The sequence below is a fragment of the Serratia myotis genome, from assembly GCF_027474885.1.
GTDB classification, from domain to species: Bacteria; Pseudomonadota; Gammaproteobacteria; order Enterobacterales; family Enterobacteriaceae; genus Serratia; species Serratia proteamaculans.
Genome location: NZ_CP099707.1, coordinates 426,076 through 448,866 on the forward strand (window position 1 = coordinate 426,076; position 22,791 = coordinate 448,866).

General features: G+C 55.4%; 20 protein-coding genes. 18 read left to right on the top strand and 2 right to left on the bottom strand.

Translation table 11 applies throughout. From position 1 onward, the window contains the following. Positions 1-107 precede the first annotated feature (107 nt). From rimP to NHG65_RS02015, 14 genes are all read left to right on the top strand, one after another. Positions 108-560 (top strand): ribosome maturation factor RimP, encoded by a 453-nt coding sequence (gene rimP / locus NHG65_RS01950; protein WP_071827073.1) that lies wholly within the window; start codon positions 108-110, stop codon positions 558-560. Positions 561-581: 21 nt separating this feature from the next. Then, positions 582-2,090 (top strand): transcription termination factor NusA, encoded by a 1,509-nt coding sequence (gene nusA / locus NHG65_RS01955; RefSeq protein ID WP_112347918.1) that lies wholly within the window; start codon positions 582-584, stop codon positions 2,088-2,090. A 24-nt stretch (positions 2,091-2,114) separates the two neighbouring features. Further along, positions 2,115-4,802 carry a translation initiation factor IF-2 gene (gene infB / locus NHG65_RS01960; RefSeq protein ID WP_207978098.1) on the top strand — a complete coding sequence of 896 codons (2,688 nt, stop codon included), beginning with the start codon at positions 2,115-2,117 and terminating at the stop codon, positions 4,800-4,802. A 70-nt stretch (positions 4,803-4,872) separates the two neighbouring features. Continuing rightward, positions 4,873-5,283 carry a 30S ribosome-binding factor RbfA gene (gene rbfA, locus NHG65_RS01965; protein ID WP_085119479.1) on the top strand — a complete coding sequence of 137 codons (411 nt, stop codon included), beginning with the start codon at positions 4,873-4,875 and terminating at the stop codon, positions 5,281-5,283. After that, the gene (gene truB, locus NHG65_RS01970; protein ID WP_085119481.1) at positions 5,283-6,227 is read left to right on the top strand and encodes a tRNA pseudouridine(55) synthase TruB; all 945 of its coding nucleotides are present in this window, start codon (positions 5,283-5,285) and stop codon (positions 6,225-6,227) included. Before rbfA ends, truB begins: the two co-directional genes overlap by 1 nt. A 123-nt stretch (positions 6,228-6,350) precedes the next feature. Further along, a complete protein-coding gene (rpsO, locus tag NHG65_RS01975; RefSeq protein WP_012004950.1) occupies positions 6,351-6,620 on the top strand; it encodes a 30S ribosomal protein S15 in 270 nt (89 codons plus the stop codon). A 255-nt stretch (positions 6,621-6,875) separates the two neighbouring features. Then, positions 6,876-8,993, top strand: coding sequence for a polyribonucleotide nucleotidyltransferase (gene pnp / locus NHG65_RS01980; RefSeq protein WP_085119483.1), 2,118 nt, complete (start codon positions 6,876-6,878; stop codon positions 8,991-8,993). Positions 8,994-9,121: 128 nt separating this feature from the next. Next, complete coding sequence (nlpI, locus tag NHG65_RS01985) at positions 9,122-10,006, top strand: lipoprotein NlpI (RefSeq protein ID WP_099064500.1); 885 nt, start codon at positions 9,122-9,124, stop codon at positions 10,004-10,006. A 122-nt stretch (positions 10,007-10,128) separates the two neighbouring features. Continuing rightward, on the top strand, positions 10,129-10,203 hold the full coding sequence (gene yrbN / locus NHG65_RS01990; protein ID WP_223499600.1) for a protein YrbN: 75 nt from the start codon (positions 10,129-10,131) through the stop codon (positions 10,201-10,203). Further along, positions 10,193-12,154: a DEAD/DEAH family ATP-dependent RNA helicase gene (locus tag NHG65_RS01995; protein ID WP_099064501.1), complete on the top strand. Its 1,962-nt coding sequence runs from the start codon at positions 10,193-10,195 to the stop codon at positions 12,152-12,154. Before yrbN ends, NHG65_RS01995 begins: the two co-directional genes overlap by 11 nt. Before the next feature lie 204 nt (positions 12,155-12,358). After that, positions 12,359-12,817, top strand: coding sequence for an IS200/IS605-like element IS1541C family transposase (gene tnpA, locus NHG65_RS02000; protein WP_129935314.1), 459 nt, complete (start codon positions 12,359-12,361; stop codon positions 12,815-12,817). Between the two features lie 194 nt (positions 12,818-13,011). Beyond that, on the top strand, positions 13,012-14,226 hold the full coding sequence (gene yedE, locus NHG65_RS02005) for a selenium metabolism membrane protein YedE/FdhT (RefSeq protein WP_129935223.1): 1,215 nt from the start codon (positions 13,012-13,014) through the stop codon (positions 14,224-14,226). Then, a complete protein-coding gene (gene yedF, locus NHG65_RS02010) occupies positions 14,223-14,462 on the top strand; it encodes a sulfurtransferase-like selenium metabolism protein YedF (RefSeq protein ID WP_004952879.1) in 240 nt (79 codons plus the stop codon). The genes yedE and yedF overlap by 4 nt, the downstream gene beginning before the upstream one ends. Before the next feature lie 163 nt (positions 14,463-14,625). After that, positions 14,626-16,065, top strand: a complete 1,440-nt coding sequence (locus NHG65_RS02015; RefSeq protein WP_207978097.1) for an MFS transporter — start codon at positions 14,626-14,628, stop codon at positions 16,063-16,065. 43 nt (positions 16,066-16,108) lie between these two features. Here the strand turns inward: NHG65_RS02015 and NHG65_RS02020 are convergent, their stop codons facing one another. Continuing rightward, positions 16,109-17,122, bottom strand: a complete 1,014-nt coding sequence (locus tag NHG65_RS02020; protein ID WP_207978096.1) for a luciferase-like monooxygenase — start codon at positions 17,120-17,122, stop codon at positions 16,109-16,111. 225 nt (positions 17,123-17,347) lie between these two features. Here NHG65_RS02020 and NHG65_RS02025 point away from each other — a divergent pair, with 225 nt between their 5' ends. The 4 genes from NHG65_RS02025 (at position 17,348) to NHG65_RS02040 (ending at position 21,813) form a co-directional block, all read left to right on the top strand. Further along, complete coding sequence (locus tag NHG65_RS02025) at positions 17,348-18,319, top strand: HlyD family secretion protein (RefSeq protein ID WP_099064503.1); 972 nt, start codon at positions 17,348-17,350, stop codon at positions 18,317-18,319. Then, entirely contained in the window at positions 18,301-19,455 is a 1,155-nt protein-coding gene (locus tag NHG65_RS02030) for an ABC transporter permease (RefSeq protein ID WP_099064504.1), read from the top strand. Before NHG65_RS02025 ends, NHG65_RS02030 begins: the two co-directional genes overlap by 19 nt. Continuing rightward, positions 19,452-20,603, top strand: a complete 1,152-nt coding sequence (locus tag NHG65_RS02035) for an ABC transporter permease (RefSeq protein ID WP_207978094.1) — start codon at positions 19,452-19,454, stop codon at positions 20,601-20,603. The genes NHG65_RS02030 and NHG65_RS02035 overlap by 4 nt, the downstream gene beginning before the upstream one ends. An 88-nt stretch (positions 20,604-20,691) precedes the next feature. After that, positions 20,692-21,813 (top strand): ribosomal protein uL16 3-hydroxylase, encoded by a 1,122-nt coding sequence (locus NHG65_RS02040; protein WP_207978092.1) that lies wholly within the window; start codon positions 20,692-20,694, stop codon positions 21,811-21,813. Positions 21,814-21,902: 89 nt separating this feature from the next. On the opposite strand, the gene NHG65_RS02045 is transcribed toward NHG65_RS02040, so the two are convergent. Further along, positions 21,903-22,781, bottom strand: coding sequence for a U32 family peptidase (locus NHG65_RS02045; protein WP_099064507.1), 879 nt, complete (start codon positions 22,779-22,781; stop codon positions 21,903-21,905). Positions 22,782-22,791 lie beyond the last annotated feature (10 nt).

Genomic DNA, 22,791 nt, shown 5'->3' on the forward strand with positions numbered 1-22,791 from the left:
GCAAACAGGGTCCAGTTGCATAAAGCCCCGAATTTTCGGGGTTTTTTGTTATTTGGCAACAGAATCACTGGGCTATTAGGCCCTTTTTTTATGTCTTGGGGGTGGGCTTGTCCACATTAGAGCAAAAATTAACAGAGATGCTTTCGGCACCGGTAGAAGCGTTGGGCTTTGAACTTGTAGGCATCGAATTTATTCGTGCGCGCCAATCGACGCTCCGTATCTATATTGATAGTGAAAACGGCATCAATGTTGACGATTGTGCTGATGTCAGCCACCAGGTCAGCGCTGTATTGGACGTCGAAGAGCCAATCACAGTCGCTTACAACTTGGAAGTCTCCTCTCCTGGCCTTGATCGCCCGATGTTCACCGCCGAGCACTATACTCGTTTCCTCGGTGACGAAGTCAGCTTGGTCCTGCGCATGGCCGTACAGAACCGTCGCAAATGGCAGGGCATTATCAAGTCTGTCGATGGCGAGATGATCACGGTTACTGTGGAAGGGAAAGATGAAGTGTTCGCGCTGAGCAACATCCAGAAAGCGAACCTGGTACCCCACTTTTAAAGTTTGGATGAGGCAACTAGGATGAATAAAGAGATTCTGGCTGTTGTTGAAGCTGTTTCCAATGAAAAATCCCTTCCGCGTGAGAAGATTTTCGAAGCGCTGGAAACCGCATTAGCCACCGCCACCAAGAAAAAATACGAGCAGGAAATCGAAGTTCGCGTCAGCATTGACCGCAAAACGGGTGATTTCGATACCTTCCGCCGTTGGGTTGCTGTAGATGAAGTGACTCAGCCAACGCGTGAAATCACGCTGGAAGCTGCACAGTATGAAGAGCCAGGCATCGAGCTGGGCGGTTACATCGAAGATCAGATTGAATCTGTGACCTTCGACCGTATCACCACTCAGACCGCGAAACAGGTTATCGTACAGAAAGTCCGTGAAGCCGAGCGCGCGATGGTGGTTGACGCATTCCGTCAGCACGAAGGTGAAATCGTCACCGGCGTGGTGAAGAAAGTTAACCGTGACAGCATTGCGCTGGACCTGGGTAGCAATGCCGAAGCGGTCATTGGCCGTGAAGACATGCTGCCACGCGAAAACTTCCGTCCTGGCGACCGCATCCGCGGTATCCTGTACGCCGTTCGTCCTGAAGCCCGTGGTGCGCAGCTGTTTGTCAGCCGCTCCAGCGCCGAGATGCTGAAAGAACTGTTCCGCATCGAAGTACCGGAAATCGGCGAAGAAGTGATTGAAATTAAAGCGGCAGCCCGCGATCCCGGCTCCCGTGCAAAAATTGCAGTGAAAACCAACGACAAGCGCATCGACCCAGTCGGCGCTTGTGTCGGTATGCGCGGTGCGCGCGTTCAGGCTGTTTCGAGCGAGCTCGGCGGTGAACGTATCGACATCATCCTGTGGGATGATAACCCTGCGCAGTTCGTCATCAACGCCATGGCGCCGGCAGATGTTGCCTCGATCGTGGTTGATGAAGATAATTGCACCATGGATATCGCCGTTGAAGCCAGCAATCTGGCACAGGCGATCGGCCGTAATGGCCAAAACGTGCGTTTGGCATCCCAGCTGTTAAAACAACATCGTGACGATGACCGTTGGGAACTGAACGTGATGACGGCGGACGATCTGCAGGCCAAGCACCAGGCCGAAGCTCATGCCGCCATTGATACCTTCACCAAACATCTTGATATTGACGAAGATTTCGCCACCGTACTGGTTGAAGAAGGCTTCTCTACTCTGGAAGAGTTGGCTTACGTGCCAATCAAAGAGCTGCTGGAAATCGACGGTCTGGATGAAGATATGGTTGAAGCGTTGCGCGATCGCGCCAAAGCTGCATTGACCACGCTGGCCCTGGCACAAGAAGAAAGCCTGGGCGACCAAAAACCTGCTGACGATTTGCTCAACCTGTCGGGTCTTGAGCGCAGCATGGCCTTTAAACTGGCCGCGCGTGGGGTTTGTACGCTGGAAGATCTTGCCGAGCAGGGTGTTGACGATCTGGCTGATATTGAAGGGCTTAGCGATGAGCAAGCCGGCGAGCTGATTATGGCCGCACGTAATATCTGTTGGTTTGGCGACAACGCGTAATAAACTGTAGCAGGAAGGAACAGCATGACGACAGATGTAACCGTAAAATCGCTGGCAGCAGAGATCCAAACTCCAGTTGATCGCCTGGTACAGCAGTTTGCTGATGCAGGGATTAACAAGTCGGAGAGCGACTCTGTAACCCAACATGAGAAAGAAGCCTTACTGGCGCACTTGAACCGTGAACACGGTAGCGCGCCGGGTAAGCTTACATTGCAGCGCAAAACGCGCAGCACCTTGAATATTCCGAGCACCGGCGGTAAAAGTAAATCGGTGCAAATTGAGGTCCGCAAGAAACGCACTTATGTAAATCGCGATACGCCAGAAGCCCAACAGGCTGAAGCGGCAGAGCAGGCACAGCGTGAAGCGGAAGAGCAGGCACAGCGCGCAGCAGAAGAGCTGGCGAAACGCGAAGCAGAAGCAAAGCGCGCAGCCGAAGAGCAAGCCAAACGTGAGGCCGCGGAGATCGCTAAGCGTAATTCAGCGGAAAAAGAAAAAGTGACGAATCAACATACCGACGAAATGACCAAGCCAGCACAGGCAGAAAAAGCACGCCGTGAAGCCGAAGCCGCAGAACTGAAACGTAAAGCGGAAGAGGAAGTTGGGCGCAAGGTTGAAGAAGACGCCAAACGCGTAGCGGAAGAAGCGCGCCGCATGGCCGAAGAGAAAGGCGAAGAATGGGCTGCTGCTGAGAAAGCCAGCGCAGCGGTTGAAACTGCCGATTATCATGTAACCACTTCCCAGCACGCCCGTGCTGCCGAAGACGAAAACGACGCTAAAGTTGAAGGCGAACGCCGCGCCCGCACTCGTGGCGGTAAAGCGACCAAGCAGAAGAAAGGCAACAAACTTTCCGAGTCTAAAGCAGACCGTGAAGAAGCGCGTGCCGTGACCCGTGGTGGTAAAGGCAAGCGTAAGCCAAGCACTCTGCAGCAAGGCTTCAACAAGCCGGCTCAGGTGGTTAACCGTGACGTTGTGATCGGCGAAACCATCACCGTGGCCGAACTGGCTAACAAGATGGCGGTTAAAGGCTCTCAGGTCATCAAAGCGATGATGAAGATGGGCGCAATGGCCACCATCAACCAGGTTATCGATCAGGAAACCGCGCAGCTGGTTGCTGAAGATATGGGTCACAAAGTTATCCTGCGTCGTGAGAACGAGCTGGAAGAAGCGCTGATGAGCGACCGTGATACCGGTGCTGCGGCTGAGCCACGTGCGCCAGTTGTGACCATCATGGGCCACGTTGACCACGGTAAAACTTCTCTGCTGGACTACATCCGCTCCACCAAGGTGGCAGCAGGCGAGGCCGGTGGTATTACCCAGCATATCGGTGCTTACCACGTAGAAACCGAAAACGGCATGATCACCTTCCTGGACACCCCAGGCCACGCAGCCTTTACTTCAATGCGTGCTCGTGGTGCTCAGGCGACAGACATCGTTGTTCTGGTTGTTGCTGCCGACGACGGCGTGATGCCGCAAACCATCGAAGCTATCCAGCATGCGCAAGCGGCGAAGGTACCTTTGGTCGTTGCAGTAAACAAAATTGACAAGCCGGAAGCCGATCCGGACCGCGTTAAGCAGGAACTGTCCCAGTACGGTGTTATGCCGGAAGAGTGGGGCGGCGAAGCACAGTTCGTTCACGTATCTGCGAAAGCCGGTACCGGTATCGACGAACTGCTGGAAGCTATCCTGTTGCGCTCTGAAGTTCTCGAACTGAAAGCGGTACGCAGCGGCATGGCCAGCGGCGTAGTTATCGAATCCTTCCTGGATAAAGGTCGTGGCCCGGTTGCTACCGTGTTGGTACAGGAAGGTACGCTGAATAAAGGCGATATCGTTCTGTGTGGCTTCGAGTACGGCCGTGTGCGTGCGATGCGTGACGAGCTGGGTCACGAAGTGACCTCTGCAGGTCCTTCTATTCCGGTTGAGATCCTGGGCTTGTCCAGCGTTCCTGCTGCCGGTGATGAAGTGACTGTAGTGCGTGACGAGAAGAAAGCGCGTGAAGTTGCGCTGTACCGTCAAGGCAAGTTCCGCGAAGTTAAACTGGCGCGTCAGCAGAAATCCAAACTGGAAAACATGTTTGCGAACATGACCGACGGTGAAGTTTCTGAGCTGAACATCGTACTGAAATCCGACGTACAGGGTTCTTGTGAAGCGATTTGCGAATCACTGCTGAAACTCTCTACCGACGAAGTGAAAGTGAAGATTGTTGGCTCTGGCGTAGGTGGTATCACCGAAACCGACGCCACGCTGGCAGCGGCTTCCAACGCCATCATCCTGGGCTTCAACGTTCGTGCCGACGCTTCTGCGCGCCGCGTGATTGAAGCAGAAAGCCTGGATCTGCGTTACTACTCCGTGATCTATAACCTGATCGACGAAGTGAAGCAGGCGATGAGCGGTATGTTGGCGCCTGAATACAAGCAGCAGATTATCGGCCTGGCCGCCGTGCGTGACGTGTTCAAATCGCCTAAATTTGGTGCCATTGCAGGTTGTATGGTTACCGAAGGTAATATCAAACGTCACAACCCAATCCGCGTTCTGCGCGACAACGTGGTTATCTATGAAGGCGAGCTGGAATCCCTGCGCCGCTTCAAAGATGACGTTAACGAAGTCCGTAACGGCATGGAATGTGGTATCGGTGTTAAGAACTACAACGACGTGCGCGTCGGCGACATGATCGAAGTATTCGAAATCATCGAGATCCAACGCACCATCGCTTAACGCTAGCACATCTGCTTAAGTCTGTTCTGGGGGGCCTTGTGCCCCCCGATTTGTCTGGAGAATCCACAAAATGGCAAAAGAATTCAGCCGCGGTCAGCGCGTGGCACAAGAGATGCAAAAAGAGATTGCTATCATTTTGCAACGTGAAGTCAAAGACCCGCGTGTCGGCATGGCTACCGTTTCTGGTGTAGAAGTTTCCCGTGATTTGGCCTACGCCAAAGTTTACGTCACCTTCCTGAACGTATTGACCGAAAACGCCGATCCGGATCTGGTGCCTAAAGGCATTAAAGCGCTGGAAGACGCTTCAGGTTACATCCGCACGCTGCTGGGTAAAGCCATGCGTCTGCGCGTAGTGCCTGAGCTGACCTTCGCTTACGACAACTCTCTGGTTGAAGGCATGCGCATGTCCAACCTGGTGACCAACGTAGTGAAGAATGACGCCGAACGCCGTTCCGCATCAGGCGATGACGAGGAGGCTTAATGAGTCGCCCTCGTCGCCGCGGCCGTGATATCCACGGTGTCCTGTTGCTGGACAAACCGCAGGGGCTGTCGTCCAACGACGCCCTGCAAAAAGTAAAACGCCTCTATAACGCCAATCGCGCGGGCCACACCGGCGCGCTCGACCCGCTGGCGACCGGCATGCTGCCGATTTGCCTCGGTGAGGCGACCAAGTTTTCACAGTTCCTGCTCGATTCCGACAAACGCTATCGCGTGATTGCCCGACTTGGCCAGCGTACCGACACCTCGGATGCTGACGGCCAGATAGTGCAGGAGCGACCGGTGAATTTCACCCAGGCGCAGCTCGATGTGGCGCTGGACAGCTTCCGTGGCGATATCAAGCAAGTACCTTCGATGTATTCGGCACTGAAGTACCAGGGCAAGAAACTCTATGAGTATGCTCGCCAGGGTATCGAAGTGCCGCGTGAAGCGCGCAGCATTACCGTTTACGAACTGCAGTTTATTCGCTGGGAAGGGGATGAGCTGGAGCTGGAAATTCACTGTTCGAAAGGGACTTACATCCGCACCATCACCGATGACCTCGGTGAGTTGCTGGGTTGTGGTGCGCACGTGATCTACCTGCGTCGTCTGCAGGTGGCGACCTACCCGACCGAGCGCATGGTCACGCTGGAGCAGTTGAATGAATTGCTGGAGCAGGCCCATCGGCAGGAAATCGCCCCGGCCGAGCTTCTCGATCCGCTGTTGATGCCAATGGACAGCCCGGTGGAAAACTACCCGGAAGTGAATCTGCTGCCCGTTGTCGCGGGTTACGTGAAGCAGGGGCAACCGGTTCAGGTTGCCGGCGCACCGGCCTCGGGCATGGTGCGTATCACCGAAGGTGAAGAGCGTAAATTTATTGGCGTGGGCGATATTGCCGATGACGGTCGTGTGGCGCCGCGCCGCCTGGTAGTTGAATATTTCGACTAAGGGCAGAAAACGCACTGTCTTGCGATCGCACTGCGCTAAGAGTAGAATGGCGCAGCTTATGCATTGGGTTGCTGAATTAGAGATCGGCGCCTGTATTTATTATCTATAATCTGGAGTATGACAATGTCTCTAAGTGTTGAAGCTAAAGCTAAAATCGTAGCTGATTTCGGTCGTGGTACTAACGACAGCGGTTCTTCCGAAGTTCAGGTTGCCCTGTTGACTGCGCAGATCAACCATCTGCAAGGCCACTTCTCAGAGCACAAAAAAGATCACCACAGCCGTCGTGGTCTGCTGCGTATGGTTTCTCAGCGTCGTAAGCTGCTGGACTACCTGAAGCGTAAAGATGTAGCACGTTACACCAGCCTGATCGAGCGTCTGGGTCTGCGTCGCTAATCAAGCGAGTTTCAGTGGAAAGGGGCCTATTTTGGCCCCTTTCTTCTAGGAAGCATAAGCAAATCAGGTTAATGTATTACTGATGTTTCCAAACAGGATCTTCCGTTACAGAGGTTCGCGCGGCTAATGAGAGGCTTTGTCTCAGGCTTGAGATAAGGATTGTCATTAGTCGCGAGGATGTAGTGAGAAGGCAAACCGAGTCACTGGCGTGTCGAGTCGTCAATACGATTGCGCGCCTAATCTAAGGATATAATTTTGCTGACACCGATCATTCGCAAATTCCAGTATGGCCAGCATACCCTCACTATTGAGACCGGTATGATGGCTCGTCAGGCCACTGCCGCCGTTATGGTGAGCATGGATGACACCGCCGTATTCGTTACCGTAGTTGGCCAGAAAAAAGCCAAACCAGGCCAGAGCTTCTTCCCACTGACGGTTAACTATCAGGAGCGTACTTACGCTGCTGGTCGTATCCCGGGTAGCTTCTTCCGTCGTGAAGGCCGTCCGAGCGAAGGTGAAACTCTGACCTCCCGTCTGATTGACCGTCCGATCCGTCCACTGTTCCCGGACAGCTTCCTGAACGAAGTTCAGGTGATCGCGACCGTAGTTTCTCTTAACCCGCAGGTTAACCCGGACATCGTTGCGATGATCGGCGCCTCTGCAGCCCTGAGCCTGTCCGGTATTCCGTTCAATGGCCCAATCGGTTCTGCCCGCGTGGGTTACATCAACAATCAATACGTGTTGAACCCAACCAGCGACGAGCTGAAAGAAAGCAGCCTGGATCTGGTGGTTGCCGGTACCGCTGGCGCAGTACTGATGGTTGAATCCGAAGCTGACGTTCTGAGCGAAGATCAGATGCTGGGCGCGGTGGTCTTTGGCCACGAGCAACAGCAAATCGTTATCGAGAACATTAACTCCCTGGTTGCCGAAGCTGGCAAAGCCAAGTGGGACTGGCAGGCACCTGCAGTCAACGAAGCGCTGCACGCGCGCGTTGCAGAACTGGCAGAAGGCCGCCTGGGCGACGCTTATCACATCACCGAAAAACAAGAGCGTTATGCTCAGGTAAATGCGATCAAGAGCAGCGTTGTTGAAACCTTGCTGGCACAGGACGAAACTCTGGACGCATCTGAAATTCAGGACATCCTGGGTAGCGTTGAGAAAAACGTCGTTCGTAGCCGCGTGCTGCGTGGCGAGCCGCGTATCGACGGCCGTGAAAAAGACATGATCCGTGGTCTGGACGTGCGCACCGGCGTGCTGCCGCGTACCCACGGTTCCGCACTGTTCACCCGTGGTGAAACTCAGGCACTGGTTACCGCAACACTGGGCACCGCCCGTGACGCGCAGAACCTGGATGAGCTGATGGGCGAAAAAACCGACAGCTTCCTGTTCCACTACAACTTCCCTCCGTACTCCGTTGGTGAGACCGGGATGGTAGGTTCGCCAAAACGTCGTGAAATTGGTCACGGTCGCCTGGCGAAACGTGGCGTATTGGCTATGATGCCTAAACCAGAAGATTTCCCGTACACGGTGCGTGTGGTTTCTGAAATCACCGAATCCAACGGTTCTTCTTCCATGGCTTCCGTCTGTGGTGCTTCTCTGGCGCTGATGGATGCAGGTGTGCCAATCAAGGCTGCCGTTGCCGGTATCGCAATGGGCCTGGTGAAAGAACAAGATAACTTTGTTGTTCTGTCTGACATTCTGGGTGACGAAGATCACCTGGGCGACATGGACTTCAAAGTGGCCGGTAGCCGTGACGGTATTACCGCGCTGCAGATGGACATTAAAATTGAAGGCATCACCCGCGAAATCATGCAGGTTGCACTGAACCAGGCCAAGGGCGCGCGTCTGCACATCCTGGGCGTGATGGAACAGGCTATCAGCACCCCGCGTGGCGATATCTCTCAGTTTGCACCACGTATTCACACTATCCGAATCAACCCGGACAAGATCAAAGACGTGATTGGTAAAGGCGGTTCTGTCATCCGTGCGTTGACTGAAGAGACCGGTACTACCATCGAAATCGAAGATGATGGTACAGTTAAAATCGCTGCTACCGACGGTGAGAAAGCGAAATTCGCTATCCGCCGCATCGAAGAGATCACTGCCGAGATCGAAGTGGGCCGTATTTACCAGGGTAAAGTTACCCGTATCGTTGATTTCGGCGCATTCGTGGCGATCGGCGGCGGTAAAGAAGGTCTGGTACACATCTCTCAAATCGCTGACAAGCGCGTTGAGAAAGTGACCGACTATCTGCAGATGGGTCAGGAAGTACCGGTTAAGGTACTGGAAGTTGACCGTCAGGGCCGTGTGCGTCTGAGCATCAAAGAAGCGACAGCACCAGAAGCAGGTTCACCTGCGCCTGAAGCAGAATAACTGTATAGATAGATTTACAGCTCCCAGCCATGGGGTTGGGAGCTGTTCGTATCGCGCGGGTAGGATGCCTGCGTATTAGCAAACGGATGAGAGGATGTTCATCCAATGTTTGTCTTCGGGAGTGGGAAATGAAGCCTTTCTTGCGCTGGTGTTACGTTGCGACAGCACTCATGCTGGCAGGATGCAGCAACCATGATTGGCGTAAAGACGAAGTTTTGGCGATCCCGTTGCAGCCAACTCTGCAGCAGGAAGTGATCCTGGCGCGCATGGAACAAATACTTGCCAGCCGGGCACTGACGGACGATGAGCGTGCGCAGCTTTTATATGAGCGCGGTGTACTGTATGATAGCCTCGGGCTACGTGCACTGGCGCGCAATGATTTCTCGCAAGCGCTGGCGATACGTCCTGATATGCCAGAAGTTTTCAACTACCTGGGCATTTACTTAACGCAGGCAGGCAATTTTGATGCTGCCTATGAAGCGTTTGATTCTGTACTAGAGCTTGATCCAACTTACAATTACGCGCGTTTAAACCGGGGCATCGCTCTTTATTATGGCGGCCGCTTCCCGTTGGCGCAGGATGATCTGCAGGCGTTTTATCAAGACGACCCAAACGATCCCTTCCGTTCGTTGTGGCTGTATCTTGTGGAAAGAGAAATCGATCCCAAGAAGGCTGACGTAGCGCTCAAGCAGCGTTATGACAAAGCGAACCGAGGGCAATGGGGATGGAATATTGTCGAATTCTACCTGGGCAACATCAGTGAAAAAACGCTGATGGAAAGGCTCAAGGCAGATGCAACGGATAACACTTCGCTCGCTGAGCATCTCAGTGAAACTGACTTCTATTTGGGTAAACACTACCTGAGTCTGGGGGACAAGGACACCGCTTCGGCGCTGTTCAAACTGACGGTTGCTAACAACGTTCACAACTTCGTTGAGCACCGCTATGCATTGTTGGAATTGGCGCTGTTGGGCCAAGAACAAGACGACCTATCGGAATCGGACCAGCAATAGCTGACGAACAACTATCAGCCTGATATACATTGGTTTTTTGCCAAAGTTATCGCCTTAACGGGCGAGGGCTTTTTTGTTCGTTTTATAATCTAATTTGAGCCGGTTCACACTTTTCAATGAAAATGACTGAAAATTTTCTCGACGAGTTATGTAGACTGGCTGCCATTATTAATGAGGCACGTGTACATGACTACTGAGCTTGAAACCTCTTTTGCTGACCTGGGGCTGTCTGCTCCGATCATTTCTGCCCTGACCGATCTGGGCTACGAAAAACCGTCACCGATCCAGGCTGAGTGTATTCCTCACCTGTTGAACGGCCGCGATGTGCTGGGCATGGCACAGACCGGTAGCGGTAAAACTGCAGCATTCTCGCTGCCACTGTTGCACAACCTGAAAGCTGAGTTGAAATCACCTCAGATTCTGGTGCTGGCACCGACCCGCGAACTGGCGGTTCAGGTTGCTGAAGCAATGACCGATTTCGCAAAACACATGAATGGCGTTAACGTTGTGGCCCTGTACGGCGGCCAGCGTTATGACGTTCAGCTGCGCGCTCTGCGTCAGGGCCCGCAAGTTGTAGTTGGTACCCCAGGCCGTCTGCTGGACCACCTGAAGCGTGGCACTCTGAACCTCTCTAACCTGAGCGGTCTGGTGCTGGATGAAGCCGACGAAATGCTGCGCATGGGCTTTATCGAAGACGTTGAAACCATCATGGCGGAGATCCCGGCTGAACATCAGACCGCGCTCTTCTCTGCAACCATGCCGGAAGCTATCCGTCGCATTACCCGTCGCTTTATGAAAGATCCGCAGGAAGTGCGCATTCAATCCAGCGTCACTACCCGTCCGGACATCAGCCAGAGCTACTGGACTGTGCAGGGCATGCGTAAAAACGAAGCGTTGGTACGTTTCCTGGAAGCTGAAGACTTTGATGCGGCGATTATCTTCGTGCGTACCAAAAACGCGACCCTGGAAGTGGCCGAAGCGCTGGAGCGCAGTGGTTACAGCAGCGCCGCACTGAACGGTGACATGAACCAGGCCCTGCGTGAGCAGACCCTGGAGCGTCTGAAAGATGGTCGTCTGGATATCCTGATCGCGACCGACGTTGCTGCCCGTGGCCTGGACGTTGAACGTATCAGCCTGGTTGTGAACTACGACATCCCTATGGATTCCGAGTCTTACGTTCACCGTATCGGCCGTACTGGCCGTGCTGGTCGTGCCGGCCGTGCGCTGCTGTTCGTTGAAAACCGCGAACGCCGCCTGCTGCGCAACATCGAACGCACCATGAAGCTGACCATTCCAGAAGTTGAACTGCCGAATGTAGAACTGCTGGGTGAGCGTCGTCTGGCCAAGTTTGCCGCTAAAGTACAGCAACAGCTGGAAAGCAGCGATCTGGACATGTACCGCGGCCTGCTGGCTAAACTGCAGCCGGGTGAAGAAGAGCTGGAAATGGAAACTCTGGCCGCAGCACTGCTGAAAATGGCACAGGGCGAACGTCCTCTGATCCTGCCAGCTGATCCTGTGTTCAAACCGCGTCAGCGTCGTGAATTCAACGACCGTGACGATCGCGGTAGCGACCGTCGTCGTGACGCGCGTCCAGACAGCCGTGACGGTGGCGCTGAGCGTCCACGTCGTGAACGTCGTGACGTTGGCGAAATGCAGCTGTACCGCATTGAAGTGGGCCGTGATGACGGCGTTGAAGTTCGTCATATCGTTGGCGCGATCGCTAACGAAGGCGACATCAGCAGCCGTTACATTGGTAACATCAAGCTGTTTGCCGGCCACTCCACTATCGAGCTGCCAAAAGGTATGCCGGGCGAGATCCTGTCTCATTTCACCCGTACCCGTATCCTGAACAAGCCGATGAACATGCAACTGCTGGGCGATGCACAGCCGCATGAACGTCGTGAGCGTCCTGCACCTGCCGGTAACGGTGAGCGTCGTGGTGGGGCTCGTCCTTCCACCGGCGAACGTCGTGAAGGGGCAAACCCAGGCCGTCGTTCTTTCGGTGATCGTCGTGAAGGCGGTGCTGCTGCACCTGCCGGCAACGGTGGCGAGCGTCGTGGCGGTAACTTCAACCGTGACGGCCAGCGCGCCCCACGTCGTGATGACGCCGCTCCGGCTGCACCACGTCGTCGCTTCGGTGATGCATAACGCCTGATTTAGCCGTTCACGGTTAATCGGACTAAAAACCAGCCTTCGGGCTGGTTTTTTTGTGCACAGAAAACCCCCAGCTAGGCTGGGGGTTCAGTAAAGCTTTCAGCTTTGAGCCAGTTATAAAAACCCCTTTTGATTTGTTAAAACAGTTTGCGGTCTGGCAACTGCAAATGTTCAACAAGAAATCAAAAGGGGGTCCCAATGAGGGACGAAAAGAGCTTAGCGCACACCCGATGGAACTGTAAATATCACATAGTTTTTGCGCCGAAGTACCGAAGAAAGGTGTTCTACGGGGAAAAACGCAAAGCGATTGGCAGTATTTTAAGAAAGCTGTGCGAATGGAAAAACGTGAATATTCTGGAAGCGGAATGCTGTGCGGATCACATTCATATGCTTCTGGAAATCCCGCCGAAGATGAGTGTATCGGGGTTTATGGGGTACCTGAAGGGAAAGAGCAGCCTGATGCTTTATGAGCAGTTTGGGGATTTGAAGTTCAAATACCGTAACAGGGAGTTTTGGTGCCGAGGGTATTACGTTGATACGGTAGGGAAAAACACGGCCAGGATACAAGAATACATAAAGCACCAACTGGAAGAGGATAAAATGGGTGAGCAACTCTCGATCCCGTATCCAGGTAGCCCGTTTACGGGCCGTAAGTAATCCATAGATGCAAATGTCAGATTGCTATGCGCCTGTTAGGGCGCGGCTGGTAACAGAGCCTTATAGGCGCATATGAAAAACCTCCGGCTATGCCGGAGGATATTTATTATGCCTGAAATTCGCCGTTAATGGGCAGAAAATGGCGTATCATTTATAAGGTTTTTTTCTTATGGATACTACGCACGGGAGATGCCATGAGTTGGCAGCAGTTTAAGTCTCAATACCTGGTGCGCTTTTGGGCACCTTTACCTGCGGTGATTGCCGCCGGGATCCTTTCTACCTACTACTTCGGTTTGACCGGGGCCTTCTGGGCGGTGACCGGCGAGTTTACCCGCTGGGGCGGCCACGTTTTGCAGTGGTTCGGTCTGCACCCCGAGCAATGGGGTTACTTCAAGGTCATCGGCCTTGAAGGGACGCCACTACAGCGCATCGACGGCAGAATGATCATCGGCATGTTCGCCGGCTGTATCGCCGCTGCGCTATGGGCCAACAACATCAAGCTGCGCCAGCCGCAGAACCGCATCCGCATTGTGCAGGCGCTGCTGGGGGGGATTATCGCCGGTTTTGGGGCACGCCTGGCGATGGGCTGCAACCTGGCGGCCTTCTTTACCGGCATTCCGCAGTTCTCGCTGCACGCCTGGTTCTTTGCGCTGGCGACCGCCGCCGGTTCTTACTTTGGTGCCAAATTTACCCTGCTGCCGATGTTCCGCATTCCGATCAAATTGCAGAAAGTGAAGGCCGCCGCGCCGCTGACCCAAAAGCCGGAACAGGCGCGCCGTCGTTTCCGTCTGGGCATGGTGGTTTTCTGTCTGGCGATCGCCTGGTCGCTGTGGACGCTGTTTGATGCCCCGAAGCTGGGGATTGCCATGTTGTTTGGCATTGGTTTTGGCCTGCTGATTGAACGGGCGCAAATTTGCTTCACCTCGGCGTTCCGCGATCTGTGGATCAGCGGCCGTACTCACATGGCGAAAGCGATCATTCTCGGTATGGCCGCCAGTGCCATTGGTATTTTCAGCTACGTGCAACTGGGTGTGGCACCAAAAATCATGTGGGCTGGCCCCAATGCGGTACTGGGCGGATTGTTGTTTGGTTTCGGCATCGTCCTCGCGGGCGGCTGCGAAACTGGCTGGATGTACCGCGCGGTAGAAGGTCAGGTGCATTACTGGTGGGTAGGGTTGGGGAATATCATTGGCGCTACGCTGTTGGCCTATTACTGGGATGATTTGGCCCCAACGCTGGCCACCGACTACGATAAGGTCAACCTGCTGGAGACCTTCGGCCCAATTGGCGGCCTGTTGGTGACCTACCTGCTGCTGGCAGTGGCGTTTGGCGCCATGCTGTGGTGGGAGAAACGTTTTTTCCGCGCCAAACCCGACGCGCAGGTGGTTAATTTAAGGAGTGTGTCATGAAACAAGCGGCGATAGTGCCGGATTACCGGTTGGATATGCTGGGCGAGCCTTGCCCTTATCCGGCCGTGGCGACGCTGGAGGCGATGCCGCAGTTGAAGCCGGGGGAAATCCTCGAGGTGATCAGCGACTGCCCGCAGTCGATCAACAACATTCCCCTTGATGCACGCAACCACGGCTATAAGGTGCTGGATATCCAGCAGGACGGACCGACCATCCGCTATCTGATCCAGCGCTAACTCAGGGGCGGCATTGACCGCCCCATTTTTTCCCCTTCATTGCACAATCCCTCTCCAGCCACAAACACCGGTAGTGTTTATACCAGCATAATCAAACACTGGTTACTGTTGAAATTGAAGCGGATACTGGCCACTTGATGGGATTAACTCAATGGATGAGAAAATGAAAACACCACCACCTGCCATCCGGCTAGGCCGCGCGGGATTGATTATTTTACTGGCGGGGCAATTATTGCCGACGATCGACTTTTCCATCGTTAACGTCGGGCTGGATTCGATAGCACAATCGCTGGGCGCCAGCCCGACGCAGCTGGAACTGATTGTCGCGGTATACGGCGTGGCGTTTGCCGTGTGTCTGGCGATGGCCGGACGCCTGGGGGATAATCTGGGGCGGCGCAATCTGTTCCTGTGGGGCGTGCTGATATTTGGCATCGCCTCATTGATGTGTGGGTTAGCTAACGCTGTCTGGTTTTTGCTGCTCGCACGGGTGTTGCAGGGGATAGGGGCTGCTTTGATCGTGCCGCAAATCCTGGCCACCATCCATGTGGGGCTGCGGGGCCGTGAACACACTCGGGCGCTGGGACTGTATGGCGCTATCGGCGGGTTGGCGTTTATCGTGGGCCAGGTGTTGGGCGGGCTGTTGATCACCTTTAACATCGGTGGACTTGGTTGGCGCAGCGTGTTTCTGATTAATATCCCGGTGTGTTTGCTGGTACTGGCCTGCGCCTATCGTTGGGTACCGAATACCCGTGGGGAGAAACAAGTCAGTCTCGATCTGCCCGGCACCCTGTTACTGGGGTTAACTATTGCCTGCCTGCTGTTTCCGTTGGCGTTGGGACCGATGTGGCACTGGCCGTGGCAGTGTTTGGTGCTGTTGGTGGCCAGCGTTCCCTTGCTCTGGTTACTGTGGCAGGTTGAACGGCGTCAGGAGCAGCGGCAGAACTCCCCATTATTACCGCCTGCCTTACTGCGTTTGCCAAGCGTGCGCTTCGGGCTGGTGCTCGCCATCCTGTTCTTCTCCTGTTGGAGCGGCTTCATGTTTGTGATGGCACTGACGCTGCAGGCCGGTGCCGGGCTGAGTTCGTTCCAGTCAGGGAATGCCTTTATTGCGCTGGGGGCGGCATTTTTTATCTCATCGCTGCTGAGCAGCAAAGTGGTGGAGCGCTTCGGTGAGATGCGGACGCTGATCTTTGGCTGTCTGATGCAGATAGCAGGCCTGTTGGCGCTGATGTTAACACTAAAGCTGGTCTGGCCGCAGCCGGGAGTCTGGAACCTGATCCCGGCGACGGTGCTGATAGGTTTTGGCCAGGCCTTTATCGTCAGCAGCTTCTTCCGTATTGGGTTGTCTGACGTGCCGACTGAGCATGCGGGCTCCGGTAGCGCGATGTTGACTACGGTTCAGCAGACCGCGTTGGGGCTGGGGCCGATCCTGCTGGGGACGCTGTTAGTGCAGGTGCTGCATCTTGAACCCGGCAACTACCTCAAAGCGGTACTGGTGGCGATGTTGGCTGAGTTTTGCCTGATGCTGGTGTTGCTGGGCCGGACACTGCAGTACCAACGAGCAGAACGTCAGCAGAGGCGGGAAGCGGTAAAACAAATCTGACGGGGTAGTCAACGTGGGGGAGTGGTTTCCCCCACGGGCTTAATTAACCTTTCACCAAATCGCCCTTCACGGTGGCGACAATCTCAAACGAATGCAGCCGAGCCTGATGGTCAAAGATCTGGCCGTTGACCATGATTTCATCCGCACCGGTTTCGTTGAGTAGCGTCTGCAACCCGCTGCGTACGGTAGCTTCATTGCCGATAACCGACATGCGCAGCGCCTGATCGACCCCGTATTGTTCCCCGGCGGTCCACAAGGCGTGGATATTGTCGACTGGCGCTGGCAACGGACCCGGCGAGCCGCGGCGCAGATTGATAAACTGCTGCTGCATCGAGGTAAACAGGAAGCGCGCTTCAGCGTCACTGTCGGCGGCCACCACGTTGACACATACCATGGCGTGCGGTTGCTGGCACTGCTCGGAAGGCTTGAAGTTATCGCGATACAGATTAAATGCCTGGAACAGCATCTCTGGCGCAAAATGGGAAGCGAAGGCAAACGGCAGGCCGAGCTGTGCTGCCAACTGTGCGCTGTACAGGCTGGAGCCCAACAGCCAGATCGGCACATGCAGCCCCTGGCCGGGTACCGCCTGCACCGGTTGGCCCGGTTGGACATCACAGAAGTAATGCTGCAGTTCCTGCACGTCGCGTGGGAAATTATCCACTTCACCGGACAGATGACGACGCAGCGCCATCATGGTGCGTTGGTCGGTACCGGGAGCGCGGCCCAGACCCAGATCGATACGCCCGGGATAAAGCGACTCCAGCGTGCCGAACTGCTCGGCGATCACCAACGGCGCATGGTTGGGCAGCATCACGCCACCGGACCCGAGGCGGATGCTCTGGGTACCGGCGGCCAGATAGCCCAGCAGCACCGAGGTGGCCGCGCTGCCGATGCCGGTCATATTGTGGTGTTCTGCCAGCCAATAACGCTGGAAGCCCCATTTTTCGGCATGTTGTGCTAGATCTAAAGAGGCGTGAAATGCATCGCGCGGTTTGGCCCCTTGCGGGATAGGGGATAAATCCAATACTGAGACAGGTATCGCCGTTTTTTCAGTCATGACATCGTCCATCAAAGAGTTGATCGCTTAAAGGGCGATTGCAGAAGTCTGCAAACTACAAAGCCAAATGTGCTTTTAGTGTTAAAAGCATAATCCAATTTATGGTTATAAAAGAGGATATATGTGCTTGTGATATCCTTATGAGTAAAATGGTTTTTTTGGGAGCCGATTGAAATATGGACGTGATGATTCCACCCGCCGCTTATCGCTCAGGGAGCTGAGAGAATGAAAAAAAAGACGTTGTTTACCTTACTGTTGATGGTGGTGGCGGTCGCCATGGCGATCTTGTTCCGCGCGCATAATCAGGATTTGTTATTGCAAGGGGAAGTGGACGCACCGGAGGTGATCGTGGCCTCCAAAGCCAAGGGGCGAGTGATTGAACGGCTGGTGGAGCGGGGTGACGACGTAAAAGCCGCACAGGTCATGATCCAGCTTGATAGCCCGGAGTTGATGGCGCAACTGCGTTCTGCACAGGCGTCACGCGATGAAGCCAAGGCGCAGCTCGACCAATCTCTGCACGGTACGCGTGAAGAAAGCATCCGTAATCTGCGTGCCAACCTGGCGCAGGCCGAGGCGCAATACCGTAATGCGCAGAATGACTACAACCGTAACCTGAGCGTATCCGGCAAAGGTTATATTTCGAAGTCCGAGTTGGATAGCTCGCGCCGTGCACGTGATACCGCATTCCAACAGGTGCAGGCGGCCAAGGCCAATCTGGACGAAGGCACTAACGGCGACCGTATCGAACTGCGCCAGCAATATGCTGCAGCGCTGCGGGCGGCGGAAGAAAACCTGCTGCAAGTGAAAGCCCAGACGGACGATCTGCGGGTTGTAGCCCCGGTGGCCGGTGAAGTGGGGCCGATCCCGGCGGAGGTGGGAGAACTGCTGAATGCCGGCAGCCCGTTGCTGACGCTGATCCGCGTTCCGGATGCCTACTTCGTGTTTAACCTGCGTGAAGACATTTTGGCTCATGTTCGCAAGGGCGATAAGATCCAGATGCGGGTACCGGCGCTGAAGAACAAAATGATCGAGGCAGAGGTACGTTACATTGCGCCGCTGGGCGACTACGCCACTAAACGCGCCACCCGCGCTACCGGTGACTTCGATCTGAAAACCTTTGAAGTGCGCCTGTATCCGTCACAGCCGGTTGACGGCCTGCGTCCAGGGATGAGCAGCTTATGGCTATGGAAAGAGTAAGGGCCGGTTGGCGCTGCTTCAGCCACGCGTTTGACAACGAGTGCCGCGTTGCCTTCCGCAGCCCGGTGGTGCACTGGCTGAGCTGGATTTTTCCGCTGATCCTGTTTGGCCTGATCAGCAGCAACTTTTCCGAAGGCACCTTGCTCGATCTGCCGGTGTCGGTGGTGGATAACGATCACAGTTCGCTGTCCAAGTCGCTGACCCGCAGACTGGATGCTGGCTCTCATGCCCATGTCGAACTCTATGACGGCGGGTTGGCCGAGTCGCTGCACCGCCTGCGAAGCGCACAGGATTACGCGCTGCTGTATGTGCCGCCGGATTTCGAAGCCAATGCGCTGGCGGGCAAGCAGCCGAGCGTGGTGATGTACTACAACGCGTTGTTCTATGGGGCCGGGTTGTATTCCACCCAGGATTTCAGCGGTCTGATGACCGAGATTAACGCCAACTACCGCAGCATTATCGCCGCCGAGATGGGGAAAACCTTGCCGCCGCTGGCGGACGTGACGCTGTCGTACGGCAGTTTATTCAATGCCAGCGGCAGCTACATCTATTACCAGCAGTTTGCCGCCACCATTCACCTGTTACAGCTGTTTGTGGTGACCTGCATGATCTACGTGCTGGCGCGCAGTAAATCGCTGCTGACGGCCCGGCCGTTCAGCCTGGCGCTGCTGGGTAAACTGGCACCCTACACCCTGTGTTTCACCAGTCTGTTGATGGTTGAGATTGCCGCGCTGGTGGGCATTTTTGATGCCCGCGTCAGCGGTAATCCGCTGTTCATGCTGATGATAGCCTTCTTCTACGTGATGGCGGCGCAGAGCATTGGCCTGCTGTTGTATACCTTTACCAGCACCACCATCACCGCCTATAGCCTGATCGCCATCCTGGTGAGTATTGCGCTGACCTTCTCGGGGATGGCGGTACCGGAGCTGTCGATGCCGTTACCGGCACGCATCATCTCCAATATTGAGCCCTTGACCCATGCGCTGTATGCGATGTTTGACGTGTTCCTGCGGCAGGTACCGGCCAGTGCCATCTTCAGCGTTTGCGCGTTGTTGTTTGTCTATCCGCTGGTGGCCGCGCTGCTGGTGCGTAACCGACTGCTGCCGCGGTTGCAGAAAGAAGGGAACGCAGGATGAAAATCTACTGGAAAACCTTCGTCCGGGTGCTGTTGGGCATGCTGGAGCGGCCGATGTGGCTGATGCTGATCCTGTCGCTGTGCGTCATGAGCATGGTCTATGCCAACCGAACGGTGTGGGATCTGCCGGTCGGCGTTATCGATCAGGACCACAGCACGGCCAGCCGTGAATTGATCCGCCAACTGGATGCCACCTCGAAGATTGCCATCGTGACTTACGACAGCATTGAGCAGGCAAAAAGTGACCTCGGCTGGCGTAAGCTGTTCGCGGTGATCATCATGCCGGTGGATCTGGAGAAAAAGATCCTGAGCGGCCAAAATATCGTGGTGCCGGTTTACGGCGATGCCACCAACCGGCTGGCCAATGGGCAGATCCAGCAAGACGTGGTGGCGGCCTATCAACAGCTCCTTTCCCAGTACAACAATGGCTTATTGTTGCGCAGTGGTTTCAGCGAACGCCAGGCGCAGGTGATCCTGACGCCCATACAGGGGCAGACGCTGGATGTGTTCAACCCCGGCATCAGCTTTGCGGCGATTATCTTCCCCGGCTTGCTGGTGATGCTGTTGCAGCACTCGTTATTGATTGCCTGCGTACGTGTCAGCATTGCCATGAAGAGCATGCCCGGTGGCAAGCCACCGCTGGCGGCCCATTTGGGCGGGCTGACGGCACTGTTGCCGATCTGGTTATTCCTGTCGATCGTGCTGTTCGTGCTGTGGCCGTGGGTGCTGGGTTACCGCCAAACGGCGGGCATTCCAGAAATTTTGCTGCTGACCTTCCCGTTCCTGTTGGCGGTACTGGGGCTGGGTAAGCTGGTGACCGAGTGCCTGCGCAGCGTTGAAATGATCTACCTGACGCTGGCATTTATCACCACGCCGATATTCTACCTCTCCGGTACCATCTGGCCGCTACAGGCGATGCCGGGCTGGGTGCGGGCGATTTCCTATTGTATTCCCTCGACCTGGGCCACCAAGGCGGTTGCTGGGGTAAACCAGATGGGACTGTCGCTGAACGAAGTCTGGGGCGATGTGATGATGTTGCTGGTGCTGGGGATTATTTATACCCTGCTGGGTGTCGGCGTGGGTTTTGTGCACAACAGCGTAGCGCTGCGCAGCCTGCTCCGCAGACGGCAATCCAGCAAGGAGGGCTGAAGCCACCCTTTCCTTGACCCTTAACAAGGTGGACCGGCGCAGGCTCTCGCATAATCACGCCCGTGGATCCTCTTACTGGTGTGATTATATGGCTTACCAACTGAATCTGAACTGGCCCGAGTTTTTAGAGAAATACTGGCAGAAAAAACCTGTTGTTTTGAAAAATGCCTTCCCGAACTTTGTCGACCCCATCACGCCAGACGAACTGGCGGGATTGGCGATGGAGTCAGAAGTGGACAGCCGTCTGGTCAGCCAGACCCATGGCGAATGGCAGGCCAGCAACGGTCCGTTTGAACATTTCGATGGCCTGGGCGAAACAGGCTGGTCCTTGCTGGCGCAGGCCGTGAACCACTGGCATGCCCCCTCAGCCGAACTGGTGCGCCCGTTTCGCGTTTTGCCAGACTGGCGTCTGGATGACCTGATGATCTCCTTCTCGGTGCCGGGCGGCGGCGTGGGGCCACACATCGATAACTACGATGTGTTCATCATTCAGGGAATGGGCCGTCGTCGCTGGCGCGTTGGCGATGCCTTGCCGATGCGTCAATTCTGCCCACATCCGGCGTTGCTGCATGTTGATCCGTTCGAACCGATCATTGATGAGGATTTGGAACCGGGCGACATTCTGTACATCCCGCCAGGCTTCCCCCATGACGGCTTCACCCACGAAACGGCGTTTAACTATTCAGTGGGTTTCCGTGGGCCAAATGGCCGCGACCTGATCAGCAGCTTTGCTGACTACGCACTGGAAAACGATCTGGGGGGCGCGCACTACAGCGATCCTGATTTAACCCTGCGTGAGCATCCGGGCCGGGTAGAAGAACACGAACTTGAGCGCCTGCGCTCAATGATGGTCGAAATGATCAACCAGCCGGAAGACTTTAAGCAGTGGTTTGGCCGTTTTGCCACCACGCCGCGTCATGAGCTGGATATCGCTATGGCGGAGCCGCCGTATGAAGCCCACGAGGTGCTGAATGCACTGATGGACGGTGAAACCCTGACCCGTTTGAGTGGCTTGCGTGTGCTGCACATCGGCGACAGTTTCTTCGTCAACAGCGAACCTCTGGACACCGTCGATGCACGGGCGGCCGATGCGCTGTGTCGTTATACCGAGCTGGGTCAGCCAGAACTGGGCAATGCGTTGCAAAACCCGGCGTTTGTGGCTGAGCTGACAGAGCTGATAAATCAGGGCTACTGGTTCTTCAAAGAGTAGTTGCCGCTGTGCCGGGTGGCGCTTGCTTACCCGGCCTACAAAACCAAACTCCCATCCTGCAGGCCCGATATTCTGTCGCGTGCCTGCGATTACGACACCAATTCCAGCCCGGCGACCCGCCGCCAGTAACCGTTGCAGTCGGCCTGATCGGTGAGGGTTAATGGCTGTGTGCCTTGCTCATTGGCGCGAAAGCGCTCGACCAGCGCCAGCGTCTCTGCCCCCTGCGGCGACAGGCGCACGATGTCCACCAGCCCTTGCATACTGGTCAACTCGTTGCCCAGGTTGTAGCAGTAGCCACTCATGGTTTGAATGCCGTTGAGCACAAACACCTGCTGTTGTTCCTGTGAACGCATCACTCGCCCCTGTGGATACTTAATGCAGCAGGTTTCACATTCATCCTTGGCGCGGTCTTCCGATCGTGCGGTAAAGCAGCGCGCCGAATAGGCCAGCGGCAGATGGCCGTAGCTCAGTACTTCCACCTCAAACTGCTGGCGGAAACCCAGTTCATCGCACTGTTCCAGCAGCTTGACCAGCCAGTCGCGGGACAGCTCGACCGGCATACACCAGCGCGTCATGCCCTGGCGGTGCAGCAGGCGCAGGGTGTAGGCGTTGTAGCAGTTCAGCGCGTGGCCGGCGACAAACGGCAGGCTGCGTTCCGCCGCCATGTTCACGGTACCCAGATCGTTGGCTTCAATCAGGAATTCCCCGTTTTCCACATAGCGCTTCAGTTCGTTCAGTTCGGACGGTGCCTGCAGCAGGGCCAGAGTGGAGAGAGCCACCTGTTTACCGCTGCGGGCAATCTCCTGCGCCAGTGCCAGCCAGTCACCGACCTTCATCTCGCGCCGTTTGGTGCAGACGCTCTCGCCGAGGTAAATAATCTCTGCGCTGCTGTTCACCGCCTGCCGGTAAAAATCTTCGACCTCAGTTTTCGGCCAGTAATACTGCACCGGGCCTAATGCGTATTTCATGCTTCCTCCT

Coding starts and splice junctions, on each gene's coding strand:
- NHG65_RS02040 (WP_207978092.1), top strand. CDS start 20,692: ATGGCTTACCAACTGAATCTGAACTGGCCCGAGTTTTTAGAGAAATAC.
- infB (WP_207978098.1), top strand. CDS start 2,115: ATGACGACAGATGTAACCGTAAAATCGCTGGCAGCAGAGATCCAAACT.
- NHG65_RS02025 (WP_099064503.1), top strand. CDS start 17,348: ATGAAAAAAAAGACGTTGTTTACCTTACTGTTGATGGTGGTGGCGGTC.
- NHG65_RS02015 (WP_207978097.1), top strand. CDS start 14,626: ATGAAAACACCACCACCTGCCATCCGGCTAGGCCGCGCGGGATTGATT.
- rpsO (WP_012004950.1), top strand. CDS start 6,351: ATGTCTCTAAGTGTTGAAGCTAAAGCTAAAATCGTAGCTGATTTCGGT.
- nusA (WP_112347918.1), top strand. CDS start 582: ATGAATAAAGAGATTCTGGCTGTTGTTGAAGCTGTTTCCAATGAAAAA.
- NHG65_RS02020 (WP_207978096.1), bottom strand. CDS start 17,122: ATGACTGAAAAAACGGCGATACCTGTCTCAGTATTGGATTTATCCCCT.
- NHG65_RS02045 (WP_099064507.1), bottom strand. CDS start 22,781: ATGAAATACGCATTAGGCCCGGTGCAGTATTACTGGCCGAAAACTGAG.
- NHG65_RS01995 (WP_099064501.1), top strand. CDS start 10,193: ATGACTACTGAGCTTGAAACCTCTTTTGCTGACCTGGGGCTGTCTGCT.
- NHG65_RS02030 (WP_099064504.1), top strand. CDS start 18,301: ATGGCTATGGAAAGAGTAAGGGCCGGTTGGCGCTGCTTCAGCCACGCG.
- rbfA (WP_085119479.1), top strand. CDS start 4,873: ATGGCAAAAGAATTCAGCCGCGGTCAGCGCGTGGCACAAGAGATGCAA.
- tnpA (WP_129935314.1), top strand. CDS start 12,359: ATGAGGGACGAAAAGAGCTTAGCGCACACCCGATGGAACTGTAAATAT.
- nlpI (WP_099064500.1), top strand. CDS start 9,122: ATGAAGCCTTTCTTGCGCTGGTGTTACGTTGCGACAGCACTCATGCTG.
- yedF (WP_004952879.1), top strand. CDS start 14,223: ATGAAACAAGCGGCGATAGTGCCGGATTACCGGTTGGATATGCTGGGC.
- truB (WP_085119481.1), top strand. CDS start 5,283: ATGAGTCGCCCTCGTCGCCGCGGCCGTGATATCCACGGTGTCCTGTTG.
- yedE (WP_129935223.1), top strand. CDS start 13,012: ATGAGTTGGCAGCAGTTTAAGTCTCAATACCTGGTGCGCTTTTGGGCA.
- NHG65_RS02035 (WP_207978094.1), top strand. CDS start 19,452: ATGAAAATCTACTGGAAAACCTTCGTCCGGGTGCTGTTGGGCATGCTG.